Here is a 23,283-nt window from a genome sequence, read left to right as displayed (position 1 = left end):
TATTTTATGAAAATTTTTCGCAAAAAGCAAAAAATCAAAAATTTTAACCTAAAAAATCACAAAAACAAAATTACCAACTAACAAATTGACAAATACTTTATAAGATAATCTCTATTTATAACAATTTTTTATAAAAAGACCTTATTATAAAAAATAATTTCATTTTTAAAAAATATTAATAAAAAATACTCTAAAATAATAATTTTAATTTTTAATTTTTAATATTATAAAAAATAATTTTAAAAAATGTTTAATAATCAAAAAATGATTAATTGTAATAAAATATTAAAAAACAAAAACGAAAAACTCTTAAAAATCAAGTAAAAAACTAATATTTAACAAAATGAATAACAATAAGGAATAAAGAAATAAATAAAAAAATAGCAATAAGAACAATGAAATATATGAAAATTTATTAAAAAAATCTATAAGATATCATTTAAGAGATCCTCTGCAGGATCCATCCCTTGAGCTCCAATAAGCAAGAGAATATCATCCTTATCTGATTTGGCTAATGTGGTTTTAAGTGCATCATTTAAACAATTGAAATGAGTATAAATAATATTATTATTATCAAGAACCTTACAAAATAATTCTCTTTCTGATTCAGTTACAGTATTTAAATTATCTACAACATCCTCACTACTAGATAAAATAAGGTTTACTGAACTATTATCTTCTTTAGAAATTTTATTAATTACTTCAACTAAACTTTCTGCATTTAATTTGTTTAATGTTTCACCACGGGAACCTCTAATTGCATTTATTATCCATAAATTACCCTTATCAGACAACAATTTAAATCCAGCATACACTGTTGATTTAATTCCATCAGGATTATGTGCAAAATCATCATAAATAGTAGGATTATCATTTAACTTAGCGAATCTTCTCTTAAGTGACTTATATGTTTTGACTCCATTAACAATATCATCCAATGGTATCTCTAATGCAAGACATGCACCAATAGCTGCAAGAGTATTTTGAATAAAATGATTTGTTTTAAAAGGTAAATCATCAAGAGTTAAAATTTCCTCACCATCTCCCAGAACAAGTTTTTTATCCTCATCAAAAACAACATTACCAGATGCATTTTTACTATCCATTGAGAAAAATAAGTTTTTAACGCCTTCATTTGGTTCAATTTGAGATACATTTATATCATCCTTATTTAAGACTAATGTACCTTTCTTTAACCCACGGGCTAGACCAGATGTTTCTCTTAAAACATCCTCAATTGTATTTACAAGACCAATGTGATCCATAGTAACATTGGTTATAATACCTACATCAGGATTAATAGCATTTGTCATCAAATAAGCATGGTCTTTCATTACAGAATCCAACCAACCTTGAACTTCTGAAACTTCAATAACACAATAATCAAGAGGCCCATTATTTTCAATCTCCTCATAAATCATTTTAGGAACCATAGGATCAATTAAAGTGTTAAATTCACTTCGAGAATCAGTGTTAGTTAAAACATGATAATTTGCTGAATTTAAAATATGATATATCATATGAGAAGTAGTAGATTTTCCGTTTGTTCCTGTAATAGCAACACGTTTAGAGCTAAAATCAAAATTATCAAAAACCCATTTGAGTGCAAATGAATTAGCAATTTCAATTTTATCAACAATGATTAATGGAAAATTTAATTTTTTTGCCATTTCAATTGCATCTTCTGTAGGATTTTTTGTAATAAGAGTAGCTGCATTATTTGAAGTGGCTATTTCTATTCCTTTACTATTAATCTTATGACGAATTACAATATCTCCCTTTTTAGCACTTGCTAAAAAATTAAATTTTCCTGAAAAATCACAATTATTATAATAATCATTTGATGCTATGATTTTTCCACCAATATTATTTGCCAATTCATCAATAGATAATTTAAAATCTACCATAAAATATCTCCAATATAAAATAAATATCATTAATTGTTTTGTTTAAAATCTTTAAAAATACTTTCCCTTTTTTAAGATATTAATTTTAAAAAAAAATTATCCTTTTAAAATTCTATTGTTATTAAAATTGAAAAAAATAAAATAAAGAATAATTTTCAAAATAAAAAAATTATATGAAAATGAAATAATCAACAATTAAACCCACTGCACATAAGATAGCTGTAACAGACCAATATAATAAAATAATCTTCGGTTCAGACATCCCCTTATAGTTTAATGTATGATGTAAAGGTTCAACTGGCATTTCAATCAAATGTGCCCTGTGAAGCAAACTTACAATAACAGAGAATATTGGAACAGCTAATGCTAAAAGTCCAAAATATGGTATATCACATATAAGTACTGCAGTAGCATATCCTGCACCAAGAAGAATAGAACCTGTATCTCCCATAAATATTGATGCTGGATATTTGTTAAATACTAAAAATCCAAGACATAATCCGCAAATCAAAACAAATGGTATAATAATCTCTGGCCTTCCATTAATATATCCAAATATTCCTGATGAAAATGAAGCAATAAACAATATCCCTGATGCCAAACCATCCATACCATCAATCAAGTTTACAGTATTAACCGCACCTAAAACAGCTATAACTACAATTGGTGCTGCAAATAAACCTAAATTAAATCCTCCAAGTGTAGTAACTGCTCCTGTAAGTGCAAGAAGAATACCGATAAAAAGCTGAGATATAATTTGTTTAAGTTCACCAGTTTCATATTTTATTGGAAGTTCATCAATAACTTCTAATTTTTTTGCTTTAACCAAATCATCGACTTCAGCTTTTGCTTTATCTGATGCGACTCTTGCCTCAGCACCAGGTTTAAGATCAAGTAAACCTATATGAACAATACCATTTGTAATATTTTTTACAAGTTTTTGAACTTCTGAAAGAACTTCTGAAACCTTAAGACCAAGTAAATCATCTACAAGTCCCATTATACCTGCAGCAATCATAATAAAACAAGTATTAAAAATTAAAATATTTTTATAGTAAATTGATAATATTAATAAAATTGTAAATAAAAATGCAATTCCACCCATTGTTGGGGTTCCAGTCTTATGACGATGTTCACTGACAATAGGATTGTCAGTTATATTTGCCTTTAGTAATATCTTTTTAATATACCATGTAAAGAATATTGTTGAAAAAACTGTTATAAAAAACAATATAATAATATTAATAATATCCATAAATTACCACAAAAAAATTTTATAAAATATAAATCATTTGTACCTTTAATTTTAATACTATTTAAAACTTAATATTTTCTTAAAAAAAGAAATAAAAAAATAATCAACATCATTAGATTAAGATAATCAATAAAATTTTAATAAAAATTAGTTGAAAATATAATAAAAACTCTATAGAATTAATTTTAAAAATTATTGTTTTAAAAATCCTCTATAAATTAATATGAAGAACAAACTTCCTTTTATTTTAAAAAATAAAAAAATCAGTTAATGATTTATTTCAATAGTCCTACCGGTTAATTCTTTAACCCGATTAATTAAATCTTCTTTTGAACTGGATCGGATAGTAATTCTTTGATATTTTTCAGGTCCATGAACTACATAATCTTTATCATTAAATGTTTTATCAGGAATTTCACCTTCAAAGGTTCCTATAGGTATCTCTGCACAATAATAATTTTTAATTTCTTCATTTACTTCATCTATATTGAATGTACCTGCAGCCATATCAATAAGTTTTTCAAGAGGATTAATTTTGCTTGAAGCTTGAGTCAAATATCTTGTTCCACTTGGACGAGTGTTTGCTTCAATTGCATATAACTTAGAAGAACTATAATCATAGATAAAATCTAAATCCATATTACCTTCAATTTTAAGGTTTTCAGCTATTTTAAGAGCACATGACCTTACTTCTTCATTATCCAAACCATTTATATTGGTAGGCCCATATCTAATTCTTTTAATTGGATGAATACCTTCAAAAGATGTATCCCCTTTATATACAGAAACAAGAGGCAAATATTTGCCCTTCCAACCTAAAGTTTCTATTGATATTTCTGCACCCTCAACAAAATTTTCACACAAAGCCTCATCAAAGTCATTAAAGTATTCTACAACATCATCAAAATTTTGTGCAACTTTAATATCATTTCCAGCTTGCCCTGCATTTTGTTTTAAAACAACAGGATAAGTAAAACCTGCATCTTCAATAATATTTTCAAAATTATCAAGATTATTTTTATTAATATAGGCAGATTCTGGAGTGTTTATCCCAATAGAATTAAAAAATTCTTTGGTTTTTGATTTATCTGAAGCAATACGTACTGGTTTAAGTTTTGATGATACAACTGGAATATTATATTCAGATTCCATTTTCTCTTTCATAGCAGCCACATCTATAAGTGGCGGATCAATACCAATAAGAGGAACCACACCCTCTACGTTTCTCTCAATAGCAACATTAAATGGGAAAACCATTCCTCTAGGACCTATAAAATAATCATCTGCCAGATTTAAATTCTCTGCATTTGGATTTGATTCTGTTAATATAGAATCATATCCTTTTTCATTAAAATAAGGTGCAACATCATCAAATAATCTTGAACCAATACATAAAATTTTCATATAATCACATTAATCTTAAATATTAAATAAATGTTTAATTAATTATATTTTAACAATTTTATTAAATAAAGTTTATTAAAAAGATTAAAAAAAAATTAGAATTTAAGTTCACTATATAATCTCTCTAAAAATACTGATTAAATCATCAGATGATGATTTAACCAAAGGACTTAAACCCTCACCAAGTTCCATTGACTCTGGTTCTATACCTATAAACAAAATATTATAAGGTTTTTCTATTTCCAAATAATTAACCAAGTATGAAAGCGACATTGAATGGGTAGAAATACTTACTCCTGCAACTTCTTCTTTTCTAACAATTTTTATTTTACCCGGTCCTTCATTCATTATAACAGCATCTATAATTAAAATATGTGAAGGGTCTAATTTTCTAATTTTTCCTGTGAAGTTTTCAGGTACAGTTGTAGCATTAATTATGGAAACTTTGCTAGAAGCTAAATCTTTAATATTATCTACAATATATGGACCACACCCATCATCAGCACGAATATCATTACCGATTCCCATAATTACTAATTTTGTATATCCTTTAAGAAAATCAGTTAATTCTTCTTTAATCATAATATCACTATTTATAGTTAATAAATAATTAATATTTAGTTAAAATAATTTAGCTTAAATTAATAAATAATTAATTTAGTAATAAAAATTATAAATAGATTCTTTTAAAATGGAAATTATTTGATTAATTTATTAATAGAATAAATAAAAAATATTTTATTAATTAATAACTGTTTTAATACTTTCAATTCCTCCACCCATTTTATATGAAAGATTTAAGTTTATTATATCTCCCTTTGAAACAATCAGTTCATCTACAGGCACAAATAAAGGAGGATTAAACATAGGTGTAGATCCCAATACAATTTTATCTGTAATTAATGTTACAGTTGTAATTTTTATTCCATTGAGGATAGAATCCTTATTTATTTTTAATTTTAAATTTGAAGAGAAGTCTTCATCTATTTTTTTATTTAAATTAATTTCACCATACTTTATTGAAGGACCAATGATTTCATAATTTGGCTTGTAATCATCATCTTCCCAACAAATATTATCCCTCTGCATATTTACAGGTTCAGCGAAATTTACCACTTCTTTAGGAATAACTATTGCATCATCTTCTTTAAATGGTAGAAAATGATTTAATGCTAATACTTCTTCTTCATCAATCAACGCTGTATCTAACATTTCACATATAATGAAATCTGCCTTCTGAAGGCCTTCAAGATTTAAAACATCTTCGTTTATAATTATTGCATTATCATATTCTTTAAGGTTTTCAGCTGCATATGATGCAATTTTTGATTCTTTTTCAAAACCAACGACTCCTTGGAAATACAAGCTTGCAAAGTATGTTAAAACTCCACTCCCACAACCTAAATCATATACAACTTTATTAATTATACTTTCTTCATTCTTTAAATGATTTAACTCTTCTGCATATTCAGATATCCCTTCATAAAATGCAGATAACCTTTGTGTATCTTTAATTAAATTTGAATGATAAGGAGTTACTTTAAATTTCATCAATAAAATTATGTGCCTTTTAATTTATAAAAATTTAGATTAAAAATTTGATATATAATACTAAAATATCCATAAATAAACAGTTTAAAAAAAAATAATCTCTTTTAATAAAAATCATAAAAACATTTAATAAGTTAATAAAACATGTTGACCTCATTAAATAAGTATTTTTCAAAAAAAACATTAAAATTAATGATTAAAACCTTATAAAAAAGATAAAAGTAAATTTAATAAAAATTTGAAAATAAAAAATAGATTAAAAAGATAAAAAAGATTTAATACTAATTTAAAAAATAAAAAATAGATAAAAAGATTAAAAAGATAAAAAAGATTTAATATTTCTTTAAATATACGGAATAAAAAAAATAATGAGTTAAAAAAGTTTCACTAATGAGAATGACTATAATCGTCATGAGTATGACCATCTTTTTGGTCGAAGTTTTTACCATTAGCCGTACTAGTAAGTTTTACATGTTCAACTCCTTTAAGCTTCATCATTTTTTCAGTAACTGAACGTATATCTTTTACATCACCATCTACAATAATGACTTCCATACAGTATCTCTCAGTCATATGTATATGCATACTAGCAGTAATAGTGTCCCTAAATTGATGTTGTATTTCAGCTAAATCTTCCATCACTCCAGTATAATGATGATCATATATAATTGTTATAACACCTATTCTTTCTCCATCCATTTCATTCATCCATTGATAACGGAGAATGTAATCTTGAAGAGCATCTCTTATACCTTTTGACCTTGATTGATATCCCCTATCTTTTAAAACTTCATCAAAATCAGATAATAGTTTCTTTGGAAGTGACATACTGATTCTCATCATTTTAATAACTCCTATTTTTTGTTTAATATTAAATAATTAATATAATAAAAAATAATAAAAATAATTATAAATATTAAATTTACTAATTTTAATTATATACTTTTGAATATATAAAATTATTGACTAAAATATGAAAAAAGACAATAAAACTAATTTTTTTTTTAAAATTAATAAAGAACTATTGTTTTAAAATTATACAAATTCCAATATTTTAAAAAAAATTAAAAATATATTCAAACAAATTTGTAAATTAAAAATTTTATTAATAATAAATTAATAAAAATTATTACTTATATAATATTATATAATTTCTACTTATTAAAGTTTTATAGGGATTATGAAATTATGCCATATGAAGAAATTAATTCTATTACAATACATTATAAAATTGCAGGAAAAGGTTACCCTGTAGTTCTAATACATGGATTATCTGATGATTTAGAATACTGGAAATATTTGAATGATTATTTAAAAGATTATTTTAAAGTTATAAGTGTAGATTTACGTGGTCATGGAAAAAGTGAAGAAGGGGAAGTAGAATATACTACACAATTATTAGCAGAAGACGTTGTAAAATTACTAAAAAAAATAAATATTGAAAAAACAAATATAGTTGGTTTTTCACTTGGAGGACATATAAGTCTAGAAATAATTACAAAATATCCTGAAATTATAAATAAAGTTATTCTAATATCAACCTCTGCAAGAATAACCCCTGATATGGAAGAAGATTTTAATAGACTTGAAGAAAGCTCTGATAAAGGATTTGTTAAATTTTTTGATTGTATAATAGACCATATTTTACCTGAAGATATTTTAAACGAATCAAAAGAAGAGTTAGAAATACAAAAGTTTAAACTTGCTAAAATACGCAATATTAATGGAATACATAAAGCTGCAAAATCATGTAAAAGCTATGATGTTTATGACAATTTAAATAAAATAAATAATGAAGTTCTTATTATTTATGGGGAAGACGACACCATAATTTCAAAAACTGCAATTAATGAGCTTGTTAATAATATTGACAATTCCAAATTGATTACATTAAAAAATACTAAACATAATGTTTTAATTGAAAGAAACTATGATTATTTAAAAGAATTAATTAAAGACTTTTTATATGAAAATTAAATATAAAGTAAATGAAAAAAGTAGAAACTAATAATAATATTTTTTAATCTAATCATTATTTATCATGAGTCTATAATACTGTTCATCATTTCTACGTACAGCTTTAATTATGCCCTTATTTGTAAGTGAAATAATAACATGATACATTCTAAAATCAGTTAATTTTAATGGACCATATAATAAATTACCTTCAAGTTCATATTTAGGTACAACACCATCTTTCACAATAGATTTTATTATTTCAAGAGAATCCTGTTCAATCTTACCTAATTCTGCATCAATAACATCTTGTTTTGAATCCACCGTATTAATTTCCTGATTTATATCTCTAAGGTTTATACGATTTTCATCTTGTTCAATAACACCCTTTTTTGCGAGACTATTCAATATTTCATATAATTGGTATTCATGTATATCCAATTTATTTTGTAAAACTTCTTGAGGTATACCTCCCTCATAGTCACCAGAGTATTTTCTAAGAGAATCTAAAACATTCTTTTCCTTTTTTGTTATAGTTATCATAGTATCAATATAAAAAAATAAAACTTTTTAAATATAATTTGAATTATAAAACTTAATAATTATATTGAATTATTTGTAATTAATAACAATATATATTTTAATGTTAAAAAATAATTGGCACTTTCAAAAACTAATGTGATAATTTTATTTACCTTTATTTATCTTACAATAATTAATTTTTTACAATTCAACATACAAATAGGCTTTTATTTTTATATTGTATATATAATATAAAAATCTCACTTAATACATTAACTTATCAGTTTTTAAATAAAAAATAAGTAATAAATTGACGAAAAAATTTTTGTGATGTCTAACTAGTAAAAATTTAAATCTCACAAGTTTTTGAAAGAACTAATTATTTAATCAAATATAATTTTTCAATGAAAATAATAATATTTAATTTATAATAATAATTTAAGGAATTATGATGTTTTTAAAATTAAAAAACCTATTTAATAAATATACAATTTCTAAAAATGATATTTTAAATATTATTAAAGAAACTGCTAGGACTATGACACTTTATGATGAAATGATTGCATCTGGGTACTTGAGAGAGAAGAACAATTCATACAAAAATCATATAGAGAAGAATATCTTAAAGTTACAATCCACTACTTTTTAAATAGGCTTAAAAAAATTAAAAATAACAATGATCAGCCCGAATTATTTGATAAGAGCAAATTTGTTGAATGTATAGACATCTTAGAATACCAATATACTAAACAAATAAAAGAAGGGATTCAAGTAATAAAACTCCATTAATGTATGGAATAATATCCATATATCCAACACTAAGTTTAGAAGAATCCATCCCTCCAATTGATATGCCATTTCCATCAGGTGAAAGAATTATCTATAAAGATGGAATTTATTATTGTCCAGTTAAACACAACCAATTATCTAATTCAACTGCATTATGTAAACTTTGTATTGCAAAAGAAAAAGAATTACTTGAATAACTTATTATTTAAAAATACTTAAAATAATGTAAAGAAATTAAAATTATAATAGTATATTAAAAAACTAATCAAAAATAGTTAAAAAGCATATAAAACTAAAAACTAAAAACTAAAAACTAAAAACTAAAAAAATAAATAAAAGAAAATAATTAGAAGCTCAAAATTCTTAAAATGTACTCATTGGAATACCTGTTAAAGCAGAAGCTTCAAGAGTTAATGGTCTAAGATTTTCTTTTTCTAGTTTTGATAAATGAGTATTACCTGCCTGTTGAACAAGCATACAAGCCTCTTCAGTCATTACTTTAATATAATTAGCTACCTGTATACCTGCTTGTTTAACATTTAACCTATGTCTTAACTCTAAGGATTGTGTTGCAATACCTTTTTTACAATTACCAGTATAACATTCCTGACATACTCTACAACCAATTGAAATAAGAGCTGCAGTAGCAATATATACTGCATCAGCACCTAATGCCATTGCTTTTGCAACATCAGCACCACTTCTAATACCTCCTGCAATAACAAGGTTAACATCTTCTCTAAGGTTAACTTCCCTTAAAGCCCTATCCGCTTCAACGACAGATGCAAGTGTAGGAATACCTGAGTCTTCCATTATTACATTTGGACCTGCACCTGTACCACCTTGCATACCATCTACAACAACAATATCCGCCCCTCCTTTAGCAGCAATTTTCACATCACTTGCAACTTTACCAGATGCAAACTTAACTGCTATAGGAACTTTCCATTCAGTAATCTCTCTTAGTTGTGCAATTTTCATAGCAAGATCTTCAGGACCTACAATATCCATATGTCTTGCAGGTGATAGTGCATCTGAACCTTCAGGTATCATACGGATTTTGGCAACTTCGGCCGTTACTTTTTCCCCTAAAAGGTGTCCACCCATACCTGATTTAGCTCCCTGACCTATTTTAATCTCGATTGCATCTCCTTTATTTAAGGTTTCTGCAGAAATACCAAACCTTCCTGATGCATATTGAGCAATAAGTTTATCTGCATATTTTCTCTCTTCAGGTAACATTCCACCTTCACCAGTATTGGTTGCTGTACCTGCAAGAGATGAACCTATTGCAAGAGCCATTTTAGCCTCTTTACTAATTGCACCAAATGACATTGCACCAATCATAATAGGAGTATCTATTTTCAATGGATTTTCTGCATATCTTGACCCAAGTACAACATCTGTTCCACATGGTTCCCTGTAATTATCAAGTGGTGGTCTTGATACTTGAGCAGGAGTTATAACCAAATCATCAAATGTTGGAATATCCCTTAAAGCACCTGTACTTCTAATTTTATAGTTAGCAGAGTGGGATTTTCTCTCTATTTCCATTATATCCGGATACTTCCAGGATTCCCTATAATCTTCAGGAATAGCTTCAATTTCAATTGCTTTATTTGGACACATTTCCATACATATTCGGCATCCAACACATCTATCTGGATAAACTGCATAAGGTTCTCCATCAACCACCTCATAAACCTCATGAGGACAATTATTATAACATGAAAAACATTTGTGACAGATTTTCTCATCCCTATCATCACACAAATACCAGCAACATCCAGGCCTATTAAAATGTCTTTTACATAATACTTGACTTCTATTAACTTTATATGGCATTTTAACACCTCTATTCTAATCCATGTAATGGTCTTGAACTTTCTGCAACAATTTTTGTAAAATTATTGTAATTATCATCACTTAAATTAAAATCATATTCTGTTAGTAATTTCTTTAAACACTTTTTATCTTCATCCGTTAAATCAATAGTTATTGCATTTTTTCCTAAACTTTCAATTTCACCTAAAACAAATATTTCCCCTCTAAGAATTGATTCTGCTGCATCAGCACCTAAATTTCCAAGAATAATCATACGGCCACCCATCATAAATATTCCACTCATAAATCCAGAATCTCCACCGATTATTATGGTGCCTCCTTTCATAATCTCTCCAGTTCTAGAACCAACACCTTTTTTAACAACAAGTGTACCACCATAAATTCCCTGACCTGCACCATCACCTGCTGAACCTTCTACAATAATCTCACCACTGGTCATATTATCTCCTACAAACCATCCAGCATTTCCATTAATTTTAGCCTTATCAAGCATAGTACCTGCAAAATATCCTGCAGATCCATCTATTACAATATTACCTTCACCAACAATTCCGGCAACAAGATTATGTTCAGCACCAGGATTTTTAATGACAATCTTATCATATTCATTATTAATTAATCTTATTTTCTTATTTAGTTCTCTAGGAGTAATTGTAGATGAATCTATTTCTTTTATATCTGCCATTTAATCACCTGTTTATATTTCAAATACCCTTACCTCACCAGGATAAATTTGCTCTACTTCGCTTGTATCTATAACTTTTCCAAGAGAAACTTCTTCTGATGCAATAGCAAAGATATCATCTGTTTCAGCCATAACACCAGGCCTTAGACCTAATTTATCTTTTGCAATACCAATACCATTTGGTGTTGATACAATATAAGAAAATGGACCATCCATATCCTCAACAGATTGTTCTAAAGCTTCTTCTAAGTTATATCCACTATCAATTTTATCTGCAATATAATGTACTAAACATTCAGTGTCATTATTTGTTTCAAACACATGCCCTTTTCTTTCTAAGGGATCACGTACCTTCCAATAATTAGTAATTTGCCCATTGTGAACAAGTGATATATCCCTAATAATATAAGTTTGGAAAGGATGAGCATGATATAAATCTACTCCACTTTCCGTGGAAAATCTGGTATGTCCAATAGCATGAGTACCTTTAATTGAACGGGTATTGTAATTATCTGCAATATCAAGTACTGAACCTACATCTTTAATCATACTAAATGAATGTTCACCATTAATAACAACAACACTATCATCAATATTATCAACTTGTTGAATTAAAGGTTTTAACATATGAAAATCATCAAGTTTAAGTTTACATTGATATAAATTTGCATTTTCAGTAGTAGAGATTAATCTATCAGATTCAATAGGTGAAATCATATTAATCTGGTCTTGGACTTTACGTAATAAATTTTTATCCGTATTTTCAAGCTGAATATTTAAAATATATTCATCTTCTTTAAGACCTAAACCACCATATAATGCAAAACCTGCTGAATCAGGACCTCTATGTTGAAGGGCATGAAGCATGTTTGTCATATCATCTCCAACATTATGAAGATTTCCGTCCTTATATACTATTCCTGCAATTCCACACATTTTATTTAATCCTCCAGAAAAGATTTATAAATTTATCATTGTAAGTTTATTATAATTTTTTTAATCTTTCCAAAAAGAAGAAATGATAAAAGTTTTTTAAGTCTTTTCGAAAAGATATAAGTAAAATTTAAAACTGTTTTAATAAAAAAATTTTATAAAAGTACAAATAATAATCTTTATTTTATAATATATAAATATGGTGGAAAATACATTCCGGCATAGTAGAAATTTTATTAAATTTTTCAAAAAAACAAATAAAATTATAGGAAATGATTAAAATTTAATAATAATCAAGAAAAAAATTAAACAATGTTCATTATTAAAATTGATAAATATATAAAAAAATAAAAAAAGTTCAAAATATTAAAAAAATTGAAAAGAAAAAATGAAAAATTTAAAAAAATATTAAGATATTAAAAAAGAAGAATTTTATTTAAAAAAATTTAAAATTATTAAATAAGAATTTAATAAATAAAATTAAAGACCATTAGCTTGTTTAATTTGATCTATAGCGGATTTAGCACCTGCTTTTACAAAACCACTTTCATCATTAAGAAGTTCTTCTAAAGGCCCAATAGCTTCTGGTTTTTTCATACTTCCTAAAGCCCAAGCAGCTGCACCTCTAACTCTCCAATTTTCATGTTTTAATAAATTAATTAGAGGTTGAAAAGCAGGTTCACCTATTCTTGTTAAAGATGTTGAAGCTTCCCTTCTAACTAATTTATTGTTATCTTCAAGTGCTCCAACTAATGGTTCAATTGCCCTTTCATCAGCAATATAACCGAGAACTTGTGCAGCATATCTCCTTATATTTTTATTTCTATTTTTTAATGCTTCAACTAAAGAATCAAAAGCTTCTTCAGACCTTATTTGAAGCTCACCTAAAGCTTCTTCTCTTTCAAATTCATCAGCTGAACCTAATTGTTCAATTAAATCATCAATACTTTTTTCCATAGTGAAAACCCCATTATTCAATATTTCCATATTAATAATAATATATTTTATCATCTTTAAATATAATAAACTTAATGATTTATTCAAAAATTTTATTAAATTTAATAGCTATAGACTAGTATTATATTATATAATAATATATAAATTTCATTTTACAATTATAAATATGTTTCGTAGATATACGAACAAATTTTTAGAGATTAAAAATATGAAAAAAATAGCAATAATTCCAGGAGATGGAATAGGTAAAGAAGTAATGAAAGCAGCACAATATGTTCTAGATTATTTTGATTTGAATTTTGACTATAATAATGCTTTAGCCGGAAGAGAATGTTTTTATAAGACTGGTAGTACAATACCTGATGAAACTTTAAAAATAGCTAAAAAATCAGATGCTATATTATTTGGAGCAATTACTTCAACACCAAATCAAAAGAGTCCTATTGTTACACTTAGAAAGGAACTTGAAACTTATGGAAATTTAAGACCCATAAAATCATTTAAAGGAGTAAAATCCATATATAATGATTTAGATTTTCTTATTGTACGTGAAAATACAGAAGGACTATATTCACAAGATGAAGAGATTATCGAAGAGGACGAAAAAGTAATTGCAAAAAAAATAATTACAAAAAAAGCATCAAAAAGAATTTGTGAATTTGCATTTAAACAGACAATAAAAGAATCAAGAAAAAAAGTTACAGCTGCTCATAAATCTAATGTTTTAAAATTAACAGATGGATTGTTTAAAAAGACTTTTTATGAAGTTGCAAAAGATTATCCTAATATAGAAACTGAAGATTACTATGTAGATGCAACATCTCTATATATTGTTACTATGCCTCAGATTTTTGATGTTATAGTAACCGAAAACCTTTATGGAGACATTTTATCTGATGAAGCTGCAGGACTTGTGGGAGGATTAGGATTAACTCCAAGTGGTAATATTGGAGAAAAATATGGTCTTTTCGAGCCAGTGCATGGGTCCGCACCAGATATTGCAGGTAAACATATTTCAAATCCAATTGCAATCTTACTTTCAACATCTATGATGTTAAGTTATCTTAAATATGAATATGAAGCTAAATTAATTGAAAAAGCTTGCAGTGAAGTTTTAAGAAAAGGAAATGTACTTACTCCCGATTTAGGAGGAAAAGCAAAAACATATGAAATGGCTGATGCAGTTTTATGTAATATTCGAGAACTTGAATAAAAATTTTTAGTGATATTATGATTAATATAAGCACTTTTCTAGATGCAAACAGTAAAAGATTATCAAAAGACATCTTCTATTGTCCAGAACATAATAGTAACTATTCATCAAAAGAATTTTTATCTATTATATCCGAAATTGGAAGAATTTTAAAAAGTAAAAATATTAAAAAAGGAGATAGAGTTTTAATATATTTAAAAAACTCTCCAGAATATTTATTTTCAATATTTGCCATATGGAGAATTGGAGGAGTTGTTGTTCCCACAAACAGGATATTAACAGATGATGAAATTCAATATATGATAGAGGATGGAGAATGTAAACTCATTATAACAGATGAGGAAGCTAAAGATTTAGTTGAAAAATTAAATATTGACTCATACATTCCAAAATTTGAAGAACTTGATGGATATAGAGAAAAAGACATTCTACCTGCAGAATATACTGAGTGGGATGATTTATGTCAACTCCAATATACCTCAGGTACAACAGGTAAACCTAAAGGATCTATGCTTACACACGGTAATTGGTTTACCGCAATACACAATGAATGTGAGGTGTTACAATTAAGGAAAAATGATGTTGCATTAATCATATACCCTATGGCGCATGTAGGTATTTCCTGGGCAATTTCAGCACTTTCTGCAGGTGCGCTTTATATCATGATGGCAGAATACAATATTGACGATTATAGAAATCTTTGTGAGAAAGAAAGAGTAACCGTATTAAGTGGAATGCCACCTATAATACATACATTATCAACACATCCTGAATATGCAAAACAATTTAGCTCTGTACGTGAGATAATCTCTGGTGGAGGTCCACTTCATAAAAAAATATGGAGACAATTCCAACATGACTATGGCATACCTGTAATAAATGCATATGGATTAAGTGAAACCATTGTTATAGGAACAGGAACTGTAATTCGAGCAGAAGACTATTATAGTGCAGATAAATATGAAAGTGTAGGTCATCCAGTATGTTTATCTGAGGTAAAAATTGTTGATTCAGATAATGCAAAGATTAATTTAGATAAATACAAACAGGGAGAAATAGCACTTCGTGGAGGAGCAATAGCAAAAGGATATTGGAATATGCCAGAAGCAACAAAAAAAGCATTTCTTGAAGATGGATGGTTTTTAACTGGTGATATTGGATATATAGATAAAGATAATCGTTTATTTATTACAGATCGTAAAAAAGATATGATAGTAATGAGCGGATGGAAAATATATCCTACTGAAGTAGAAGAAATCTTAATTAAACACGAAGCAGTTAAAGATATAGCAGTATTTTCAATTAATGACTGTCACAAAGGAGAACTTCCTGTTGCAGCAGTAATCTGGAAAGACATGGTAAATGAAAAAAATGAAGAAAAAATTAAAGAAGACTTAATCAATTATGGAAAAAAATATCTTGCAAGATATAAAATCCCTCGTAAAATCTTTACAAGAGATACTCTTCCAAGAATAAATGGTTGGAAATTACTTAGACGAAAATTAAAAGAAGAATATAATAATTATTTCGAATAAAACCGGAAATTCTTAATTATTATATTTATTTTAAAAAAATATTATATAAATTGAATTATTTCTTTAAATGACCATAATACTTATTTTGATGAAAATAAATTAAAATAATAAAAAAAACTATTTTAATAAAAAAATAAACTAATATAATAAAAATAAGTGTTTTTATAAAAAAATAGAATGAAAAAAGAAAATGATTTATATTTAACCATAAATCATTGTTCCAATACCTCCTTTTGTAAAGATTTCAAGAAGTATTGAATGTGGAATTCTACCATCAAGGATGTGAGCTGATTTTACTCCTCCTTTAATAGCATTTACACAAGTTTCAATTTTTGGAATCATACCTCCAGTAATAATACCTTCTTCAATAAGTCCTGGAATCTCATCTATATGAATTCTTTGAATCAATGTTGATGGATCATTAGGATCACGTAAGACTCCTGGAACATCAGTTAAAATAATAAGTTTTTCTGCACCCATACTGTCTGCAATTTCACCTGCAGCAGTATCTGCATTAAGATTTAATGTTGTTCCATTTTCACCTAAACCAATAGGAGCAATTACTGGAATATAACCATTAGAGGTAAACATTTCAAGTATATCATTATTAATACAGGTAACCTCACCAACAAAACCTAAATCCACTTCTTTTGATTCTCCAGTGGTTTTATTAATGATTACTTTCTTAGGACTTTTTTTAGCATGAATAAGTTCACTATCTTTACCTGAAATACCAATACTTTTTCCACCATGTAAATTGATTTGAGAAACAATATTAGTACTAATTTTACCAACAAGAACCATTTTAATAATTTCCATAGTTTCTTCATCAGTTATACGAAGGCCTTCAACAAATTCAGCTTTTTTACCTAATTTTTTCATAGACCTTGAAATTTCAGGACCTCCGCCATGTACAACTATAGGATCCATTCCTACATATTTTAATAGTACTGTATCTCTGGCAGTTGAAGCCATTGCTTCCTCATTAATCATTGCATGGCCGCCATATTTAATCAATATTGTTTTACCATGAAACTTTTTAATATAAGGTAATGCTTCCACTAAAATATTTACATCATACATATAATCACTATCAATAAATCTAAAATTTAATGAATTTAAAAATATAATCAAAAACTGATTATCATAAAATAACATTTTAAATAAAATATTATAAAATTAAAAGATTAATAATTATTATTTATAAAAAACAATTAAAATTTCTAATAAAAAAATATTTAAAACCAGCATATTTGTAAAGTGTTTGAAAAGAAGTAAAAAAAGATTTTTTTAAATTATCGTTTTTTCCAAATTTGTTTAGCTCCTCTTCCATGTTTACTTCCTGGTTTTTTATAACCAGATTTTGGTCTGGTTCTTCTGTTTGTACCTTTTACTTTTGCCATAAAATCACCTATAAAATTTAATTTTAATAAATAATTAATTAAAATATTATAATTAAAATATTTTAATAAAAAATAATTCTTAAATAATAATTTCATTTAGAATAAGAATTGAAATAATATAAATTTAGTATCTTTATTATAGTATATAATAGTTTCCATAATAAGATTAAGTTTAGCTTATTTCTAATTATTAAAATAAAAATAAAAAAAAAATTGTTTAGGTAGTATATTCACCATTTATCTTAACATAATCATATGTTAAATCACAACCCCATGCAGTTGCCTCACCATCAGATAGGTTTAAATCTATATCAACAACAATATCATTAGATGCCATAAATTTTTCTGCTACTTTTAGGTTTTCTGTCTCTTCAAATGCCAATATTTCACCATCTTTAACAAGGTAAACTGATTTATCTGTGAGAGGATTTTTAAAAGTACTTTCATTTCCAATAGATATAGAAATAATATCTTGATTCATTTCACATCCAGAATAACCAACAGCAGAGACTATTCTTCCCCAATTAGGATCTTCACCAAATATTGCTGATTTAAATAACATTGAACTTGCTACAGATTTTGAAGCTAATATTGCATCTGAAGGAGATAATGCTCCTTTAATATTAACTTCTAAAAATTTACTTGCACCTTCACCATCACGAACCATTTGTTTAGCCAAATTAATACATAAATAATCAAGTGCATTCTGGAAGTCTTTATTGATTATATCTCTATCAACAACTTCCACATTTGATTTGCCATTTGCCATTAATAATGCCGTATCATTAGTACTTTCATCACCGTCTACAACAATCATGTTAAAACTTTTAGATACAGAATTAGATAATGCGATTTTAATAAACTTAGAATCTATTATTGCATCGGTTGTAATATATGCTAACATTGTACCCATATTAGGTGCAATCATACCACTACCTTTACATATTCCACCAATTCTAACAGGTTTACCATCAATAGTTATTTCAACTGCACATTCTTTAGGATGAGTGTCAGTAGTCATGATTGCACTTGCAGCATCCGTTGATGCTTCAGCAGAATGATCAAGTTTTTCTGATACTTTATCAATTAATGGTTCAATAATATCCATTGGCATTTTACGGCCAATAACACCTGTTGAAGAGGAAGCTATCTGGTCTTTTGGAACATTTAACAATTTACTAGTATGGTCTACAATATATTCACAATCCTTAATACCCTGTTCACCTGTAAAACAATTAGCATTACCACTATTTGCGACGATAGCAGACAATTTACCATCTTTAATAATTTTTTTGGTATGAATGATAGGTGCTGCAACTACTTTATTAGAAGTAAAAACTGCTTGAGCATTACTATCTAAAGATAGAATAATTGCAACTCCATATTTTCCTTCTTTAATACCTCCAGTTTCAACACCGCTAACTGCACATATTCCACCATCAATAAGTTTAATATTATCCTCATTAATTGACATATAATCACCGAAAATTAATTCTATTAAAGATTTAACTAAATATATTTTATTTCTAATTATATTTAAAGTTTATAAATTTTATTATAAAATTAAAATGAGCATATAATAAAAAAATAATTGAATTATAACTTGTATAATATTTTTAAATTCAAATAATTAGTTTTAAAAAAAAGCATTTATTCTCCATAAAAAGATGTTCCTACAATATCTGTATTATTTGAATCTAATTCACGTAGTTGATCATCTCTAACAAGGGATTTACCATCCATATCATAACTATTTAAAAATATATAATTGCCATTTGAAGTATTAAATATTTGATTAGAATCAGCACGTATAAGATATACATTTCTCCAAAGTTTATCTTTACCAGTTACTCCATCAAAATCTGCATCACATCCCCCACGAGACATATCGCATGTAATTTCTCCTTCAGGAACTGTTTGATTTCTATGAGTATCTTTAGGTGTATCAGTTAATGTACCAATTTGGTGACAAAATGGACAGTAATTAACCCAAGATCTAGTATATTCTTTATATGGAAGACCTGTTTCAACACTAGGTTTCATGTGAACAGTGATAACAGGAACAATTTGTCCTTGAGAAATAAATTCATCAGTTGAATATCTTAGTGATGAAGAATTTGATTGACTATGATTTACAATAGATAAGTATGCAAAAACAGAACATAAAACAGTAACAATAAAAATAAAAATAAACACAATAATTAATTTATTTTTAGTCTTCAAATCTTCACCTCCAGTTACTAATTAATTACAACAGATTTAACTGAGAATCTTCTTATAATATTAAATAATAATAATTTTTTCTAATTTTTTTAAATCTAATTATAGATTAAATTTTCATAATTACTAATTATGATATTATTTATAAAAATTTTAAATATCAAATTTAGTTATAAGTTCTAACAACTTATATTCACCATTAAATTGTTTATTCTTAGTTATGGATTAAACAACATACTATATAAAATTTATTTAATAAAAAATTAGTAAATAACCAATATTTATACTCAATAATAAATGTATATTAAAATTTAATCCTTAAAATTATAAATAAAAAATGTGAAGATAAAAATTTAAGTTTAAAGAAAACTGGTGCGGATAAATAAAATAAAAACAAATAAATCTTAAATATATTAAAAACTAATAGAATTAAATTATATAATCAAATAAAAATAATATAATTTTTAAAAAAAGTAAACAACAATGAACAAATTAAATTGAATAAAAAAAATAATAGAAAAATTTTAAGTTAATTTATATTAAATAAATAATTTAAAAATAAATCAATTTTAAATAAAAAAATCATAATTTAAAGGAATTTTATAAAAATATAATTCATAAAAATACATATAATTATAAAATAACTATTTAAAAATAATAAAAATTAAATAATCAATTAAATATTCAAAATAAAATATTATAAAATATTAGAAATAAGTAATAATTATTAAAAATTACTGAAACTGAAATTAAAATTATTTAAATTATGTTTTAAATTGAAAACTAATTTATATATTAAAATATTAAAAAAGATAAAAAATATACTAAAATCCTATGAAATAAAAAAGAAATATAGGTTTTATAAAAAATGACTTAGTTATAAGTTAAAAGAGAATATGAATAAATAAAATTATTATAAACTTGTTTAAAAGGCTTAAAATAATAAAATTAATCAATTGAATATAGAAATATTAAATAAATAGGATTAAATAAAAAGTTCCATTTATGATTAAAAGTAAAAATAAATTAATAGGGAAAGTAGAATATAGTTTAGATTAAATGACTATGTCAAAAATAAAGAAGGAATCTTCTAATTTAGTAATATTGTGATGAATCAACATCTGTAGTTTGATTGTTGTAATCTTCAGAGTATCCGTCAGTTTCATAATAGGATTCACTTCCACTATCATCATAAGAAGAGTCATAACTATAATCATAATTATCAGAGCCATAGTCACTGTAATCATAATTTACATCATTAGATTGGACTTGATTATACTCGGATGTATAATTATCCATATTTTCCATAGATTTATTTTCATATAAACTAATATTATTTGTTACATCTACGGGCATATGTGTAGTATTATTCTGCACAACATTTTTTTCATCACCAGTAAATCCCATTGAAATGCCAATTGTGGATCCTAAACCAAATCCAACAATTAGCACAACAAAACCTATCATAAGTTTCTTTTGACTATTTGACCTTCGTCTTCTTCTTCTCATTTCCTCAAAACCCTAAATTTAATCATAAAATAATGAATACACAAAGACTAACACTAAACAGTACTAATATAAACCATTAATTATAAACAATTACAAATATTATAAGAATTTATAATTATTATCCCCCTTTAGATATTAATGGGAAAATTATTATTTCAATTTATACATTTATAAAGAAATTTTTATTTCTATGAACCTGTTATTTGAGAAATTTTTATTTTAGATTTACAATATGTATAAAAAAAATTATTATTTTCCTTTTTATACATTGAAGAATTTTAATATTGAAATGAATGTGAAATGAATTTCCTATTAAAAGTATTGTATATTCCCTTATGAAATAATAACTTCCAAAAAGCACATGAATGTATAAAAAGAACAACTGATATTCAAAATAATACATTCATATTAAACTGTGAACATCTTCATGTTACACTAATTACACTATAATATATTAAAATCTATTTATATACTTTGTTATGTGTGTAAGTGTGTACACATATAAGCATAAAATCTAATAATAAAATTTTAATAAAAAAAAAATTAAAATGAATTATAATTGTTTAAACATAAAAAATAGTTAATAATAATCTTAAAAATTTTAAAAAATGAAAATATAATAAAAAAAAATATAATATAAAGATTATACTATATCATTAATAATACTCTAAATATATTATTAAATTCATTTTATTAATTAAACTAATAATGCTAATTAATAAGAATAAATAAAAATAAGTTAATTAAAATCACTAAATTCTAATAAAAAATATTGAAAAATATAAAATTATTGTGTACATACACACATGCACACATAATTATATAAATATAAAAATTAGTATAGTTGAGTATAATCAAGTATGATTAGTAATATGTCAGTAAAGAATTTATTACATATAAAAATATATAACTATTTATGCAAATAATAAGCAAAGAATATATATAGGTTTAATGAAAATTATGTATAATGGCAAATAAAGAAGAAGTGGATAGGATTTGGAAACTATCCGAAAAATCACGGATGAATATTTCTCTTCCAAAAGACTTAGCTATTTGGTTAGACAGTAATGCGTCTGAGAATTGGAAATTAGATAAAGGTGCAAGGTCTAAAGAAGTTACACGTATCTTACTCGATGCTAAACGTCGTAGTGAAGAAGAACTTTAGATTTTTAACTAAAAACTATTTTTAAAATTATTATTCTAACCAAATAATAATTCCCAGCTAATTTTAAAATTAAATATATATAAAAAAAATAAATAAAAATCCTAATTTTATATTATTACTACTATTGTCTTGTATTTTATAGTTAAAAACCAAACTTTTAATAAAGATGAAATTCATAATAATTATTATGTCTGGAATTACTAAAAAAGAAATAAAAAAACATATCCCTGTTAAAGATTTAGATAAAAGGATAAAAAAGTTAGAAAAAGATGTAAAAGTATTAAATAGACTTCATTTTATAAAATCATGCTATTCTGGAATGAGTATTAAAGAAGCAGCCGAATTAAATGGAGTATCATATTCAAATGCATATGTTTGGTTTAACAGATGGAACGAAGAAGGTCCTGAAGGCATAATTCCAAAATATGCGGGAG

The 23,283-nt window shown here is 25.7% G+C and carries 21 protein-coding genes and 1 pseudogene; 7 read left to right on the top strand and 15 right to left on the bottom strand.

What is annotated here, in order from left to right; all coding sequences use genetic code 11:
* Positions 1-425: 425 nt before the first annotated feature.
* The 6 genes from QZ146_RS06705 to nikR form a co-directional block, all read right to left on the bottom strand.
* The gene (locus tag QZ146_RS06705; RefSeq protein WP_295722900.1) at positions 426-1,907 is read right to left on the bottom strand and encodes a Mur ligase family protein; all 1,482 of its coding nucleotides are present in this window, start codon (positions 1,905-1,907) and stop codon (positions 426-428) included.
* A 169-nt stretch (positions 1,908-2,076) separates the two neighbouring features.
* On the bottom strand, positions 2,077-3,162 hold the full coding sequence (locus tag QZ146_RS06700) for a glycosyltransferase family 4 protein (RefSeq protein ID WP_295722899.1): 1,086 nt from the start codon (positions 3,160-3,162) through the stop codon (positions 2,077-2,079).
* 267 nt (positions 3,163-3,429) lie between these two features.
* The gene (locus tag QZ146_RS06695; protein WP_295722898.1) at positions 3,430-4,566 is read right to left on the bottom strand and encodes an acetyl-CoA carboxylase biotin carboxylase subunit family protein; all 1,137 of its coding nucleotides are present in this window, start codon (positions 4,564-4,566) and stop codon (positions 3,430-3,432) included.
* A gap of 111 nt (positions 4,567-4,677) precedes the next feature.
* Positions 4,678-5,148 (bottom strand): hydrogenase maturation peptidase HycI, encoded by a 471-nt coding sequence (gene hycI / locus QZ146_RS06690; protein WP_295722896.1) that lies wholly within the window; start codon positions 5,146-5,148, stop codon positions 4,678-4,680.
* 159 nt (positions 5,149-5,307) lie between these two features.
* Positions 5,308-6,117, bottom strand: coding sequence for a methyltransferase domain-containing protein (locus tag QZ146_RS06685; RefSeq protein ID WP_295722894.1), 810 nt, complete (start codon positions 6,115-6,117; stop codon positions 5,308-5,310).
* A 387-nt stretch (positions 6,118-6,504) separates the two neighbouring features.
* Complete coding sequence (nikR, locus tag QZ146_RS06680; protein ID WP_295722892.1) at positions 6,505-6,960, bottom strand: nickel-responsive transcriptional regulator NikR; 456 nt, start codon at positions 6,958-6,960, stop codon at positions 6,505-6,507.
* 345 nt (positions 6,961-7,305) lie between these two features.
* Between nikR and QZ146_RS06675 the strand changes: the two genes are divergently transcribed.
* On the top strand, positions 7,306-8,094 hold the full coding sequence (locus QZ146_RS06675) for an alpha/beta fold hydrolase (RefSeq protein ID WP_295722890.1): 789 nt from the start codon (positions 7,306-7,308) through the stop codon (positions 8,092-8,094).
* 48 nt (positions 8,095-8,142) lie between these two features.
* Here QZ146_RS06675 and QZ146_RS06670 read toward each other — a convergent pair whose 3' ends face one another.
* Positions 8,143-8,616, bottom strand: a complete 474-nt coding sequence (locus tag QZ146_RS06670) for a hypothetical protein (protein WP_295722889.1) — start codon at positions 8,614-8,616, stop codon at positions 8,143-8,145.
* 543 nt (positions 8,617-9,159) lie between these two features.
* Here QZ146_RS06670 and QZ146_RS08865 point away from each other — a divergent pair.
* Together QZ146_RS08865 and QZ146_RS06665 are read left to right on the top strand one after the other, a co-directional pair.
* On the top strand, positions 9,160-9,384 hold the full coding sequence (locus QZ146_RS08865; protein ID WP_365316821.1) for a DUF2115 family protein: 225 nt from the start codon (positions 9,160-9,162) through the stop codon (positions 9,382-9,384).
* Positions 9,381-9,581, top strand: a pseudogene (locus QZ146_RS06665) (DUF2115 family protein); the annotation flags it as partial. The gene QZ146_RS08865 and the pseudogene QZ146_RS06665, both read left to right, overlap by 4 nt.
* A 166-nt stretch (positions 9,582-9,747) precedes the next feature.
* Here QZ146_RS06665 and QZ146_RS06660 read toward each other — a convergent pair.
* The 4 genes from QZ146_RS06660 to QZ146_RS06645 form a co-directional block, all read right to left on the bottom strand.
* Complete coding sequence (locus QZ146_RS06660) at positions 9,748-11,229, bottom strand: glutamate synthase-related protein (RefSeq protein ID WP_295722888.1); 1,482 nt, start codon at positions 11,227-11,229, stop codon at positions 9,748-9,750.
* Between the two features lie 10 nt (positions 11,230-11,239).
* Positions 11,240-11,914 (bottom strand): tributyrin esterase, encoded by a 675-nt coding sequence (locus tag QZ146_RS06655; RefSeq protein WP_295722887.1) that lies wholly within the window; start codon positions 11,912-11,914, stop codon positions 11,240-11,242.
* 12 nt (positions 11,915-11,926) lie between these two features.
* Positions 11,927-12,850 (bottom strand): class II glutamine amidotransferase, encoded by a 924-nt coding sequence (locus tag QZ146_RS06650; protein WP_295722886.1) that lies wholly within the window; start codon positions 12,848-12,850, stop codon positions 11,927-11,929.
* 477 nt (positions 12,851-13,327) lie between these two features.
* Complete coding sequence (locus QZ146_RS06645; RefSeq protein WP_295722885.1) at positions 13,328-13,804, bottom strand: HEAT repeat domain-containing protein; 477 nt, start codon at positions 13,802-13,804, stop codon at positions 13,328-13,330.
* A gap of 208 nt (positions 13,805-14,012) precedes the next feature.
* On the opposite strand from QZ146_RS06645, the gene aksF reads away from it, so the two are divergent.
* Both aksF and QZ146_RS06635 read left to right on the top strand, forming a co-directional pair.
* Positions 14,013-15,017 (top strand): homoisocitrate dehydrogenase, encoded by a 1,005-nt coding sequence (gene aksF / locus QZ146_RS06640; RefSeq protein ID WP_295722884.1) that lies wholly within the window; start codon positions 14,013-14,015, stop codon positions 15,015-15,017.
* Positions 15,018-15,034: 17 nt separating this feature from the next.
* On the top strand, positions 15,035-16,552 hold the full coding sequence (locus QZ146_RS06635; RefSeq protein ID WP_295722883.1) for a class I adenylate-forming enzyme family protein: 1,518 nt from the start codon (positions 15,035-15,037) through the stop codon (positions 16,550-16,552).
* Positions 16,553-16,753: 201 nt separating this feature from the next.
* On the opposite strand, the gene argB is transcribed toward QZ146_RS06635, so the two are convergent.
* The 4 genes from argB to QZ146_RS06615 all read right to left on the bottom strand — a co-directional run bounded on the left by argB (position 16,754) and on the right by QZ146_RS06615 (position 21,684).
* Positions 16,754-17,635, bottom strand: a complete 882-nt coding sequence (gene argB / locus QZ146_RS06630) for an acetylglutamate kinase (RefSeq protein ID WP_295722882.1) — start codon at positions 17,633-17,635, stop codon at positions 16,754-16,756.
* A 537-nt stretch (positions 17,636-18,172) separates the two neighbouring features.
* A complete protein-coding gene (gene argJ / locus QZ146_RS06625; protein ID WP_295722881.1) occupies positions 18,173-19,429 on the bottom strand; it encodes a bifunctional ornithine acetyltransferase/N-acetylglutamate synthase in 1,257 nt (418 codons plus the stop codon).
* Positions 19,430-19,605: 176 nt separating this feature from the next.
* On the bottom strand, positions 19,606-20,178 hold the full coding sequence (locus QZ146_RS06620; protein ID WP_295722880.1) for a hypothetical protein: 573 nt from the start codon (positions 20,176-20,178) through the stop codon (positions 19,606-19,608).
* A 1,092-nt stretch (positions 20,179-21,270) separates the two neighbouring features.
* The gene (locus tag QZ146_RS06615; protein WP_295722879.1) at positions 21,271-21,684 is read right to left on the bottom strand and encodes a hypothetical protein; all 414 of its coding nucleotides are present in this window, start codon (positions 21,682-21,684) and stop codon (positions 21,271-21,273) included.
* Positions 21,685-22,651: 967 nt separating this feature from the next.
* On the opposite strand from QZ146_RS06615, the gene QZ146_RS06610 reads away from it, so the two are divergent.
* Together QZ146_RS06610 and QZ146_RS06605 are read left to right on the top strand one after the other, a co-directional pair.
* Positions 22,652-22,849: a hypothetical protein gene (locus tag QZ146_RS06610; RefSeq protein WP_295722878.1), complete on the top strand. Its 198-nt coding sequence runs from the start codon at positions 22,652-22,654 to the stop codon at positions 22,847-22,849.
* A gap of 187 nt (positions 22,850-23,036) precedes the next feature.
* Positions 23,037-23,283 (top strand): helix-turn-helix domain-containing protein (locus QZ146_RS06605; RefSeq protein WP_295722877.1); only part of this gene is annotated, 247 nt, incomplete at its 3' end.

This window comes from uncultured Methanobrevibacter sp., assembly GCF_905235195.1.
Taxonomy (GTDB): domain Archaea; phylum Methanobacteriota; class Methanobacteria; order Methanobacteriales; family Methanobacteriaceae; genus Methanarmilla.
This window is presented reverse-complemented; position numbering and strand designations above follow the sequence as displayed.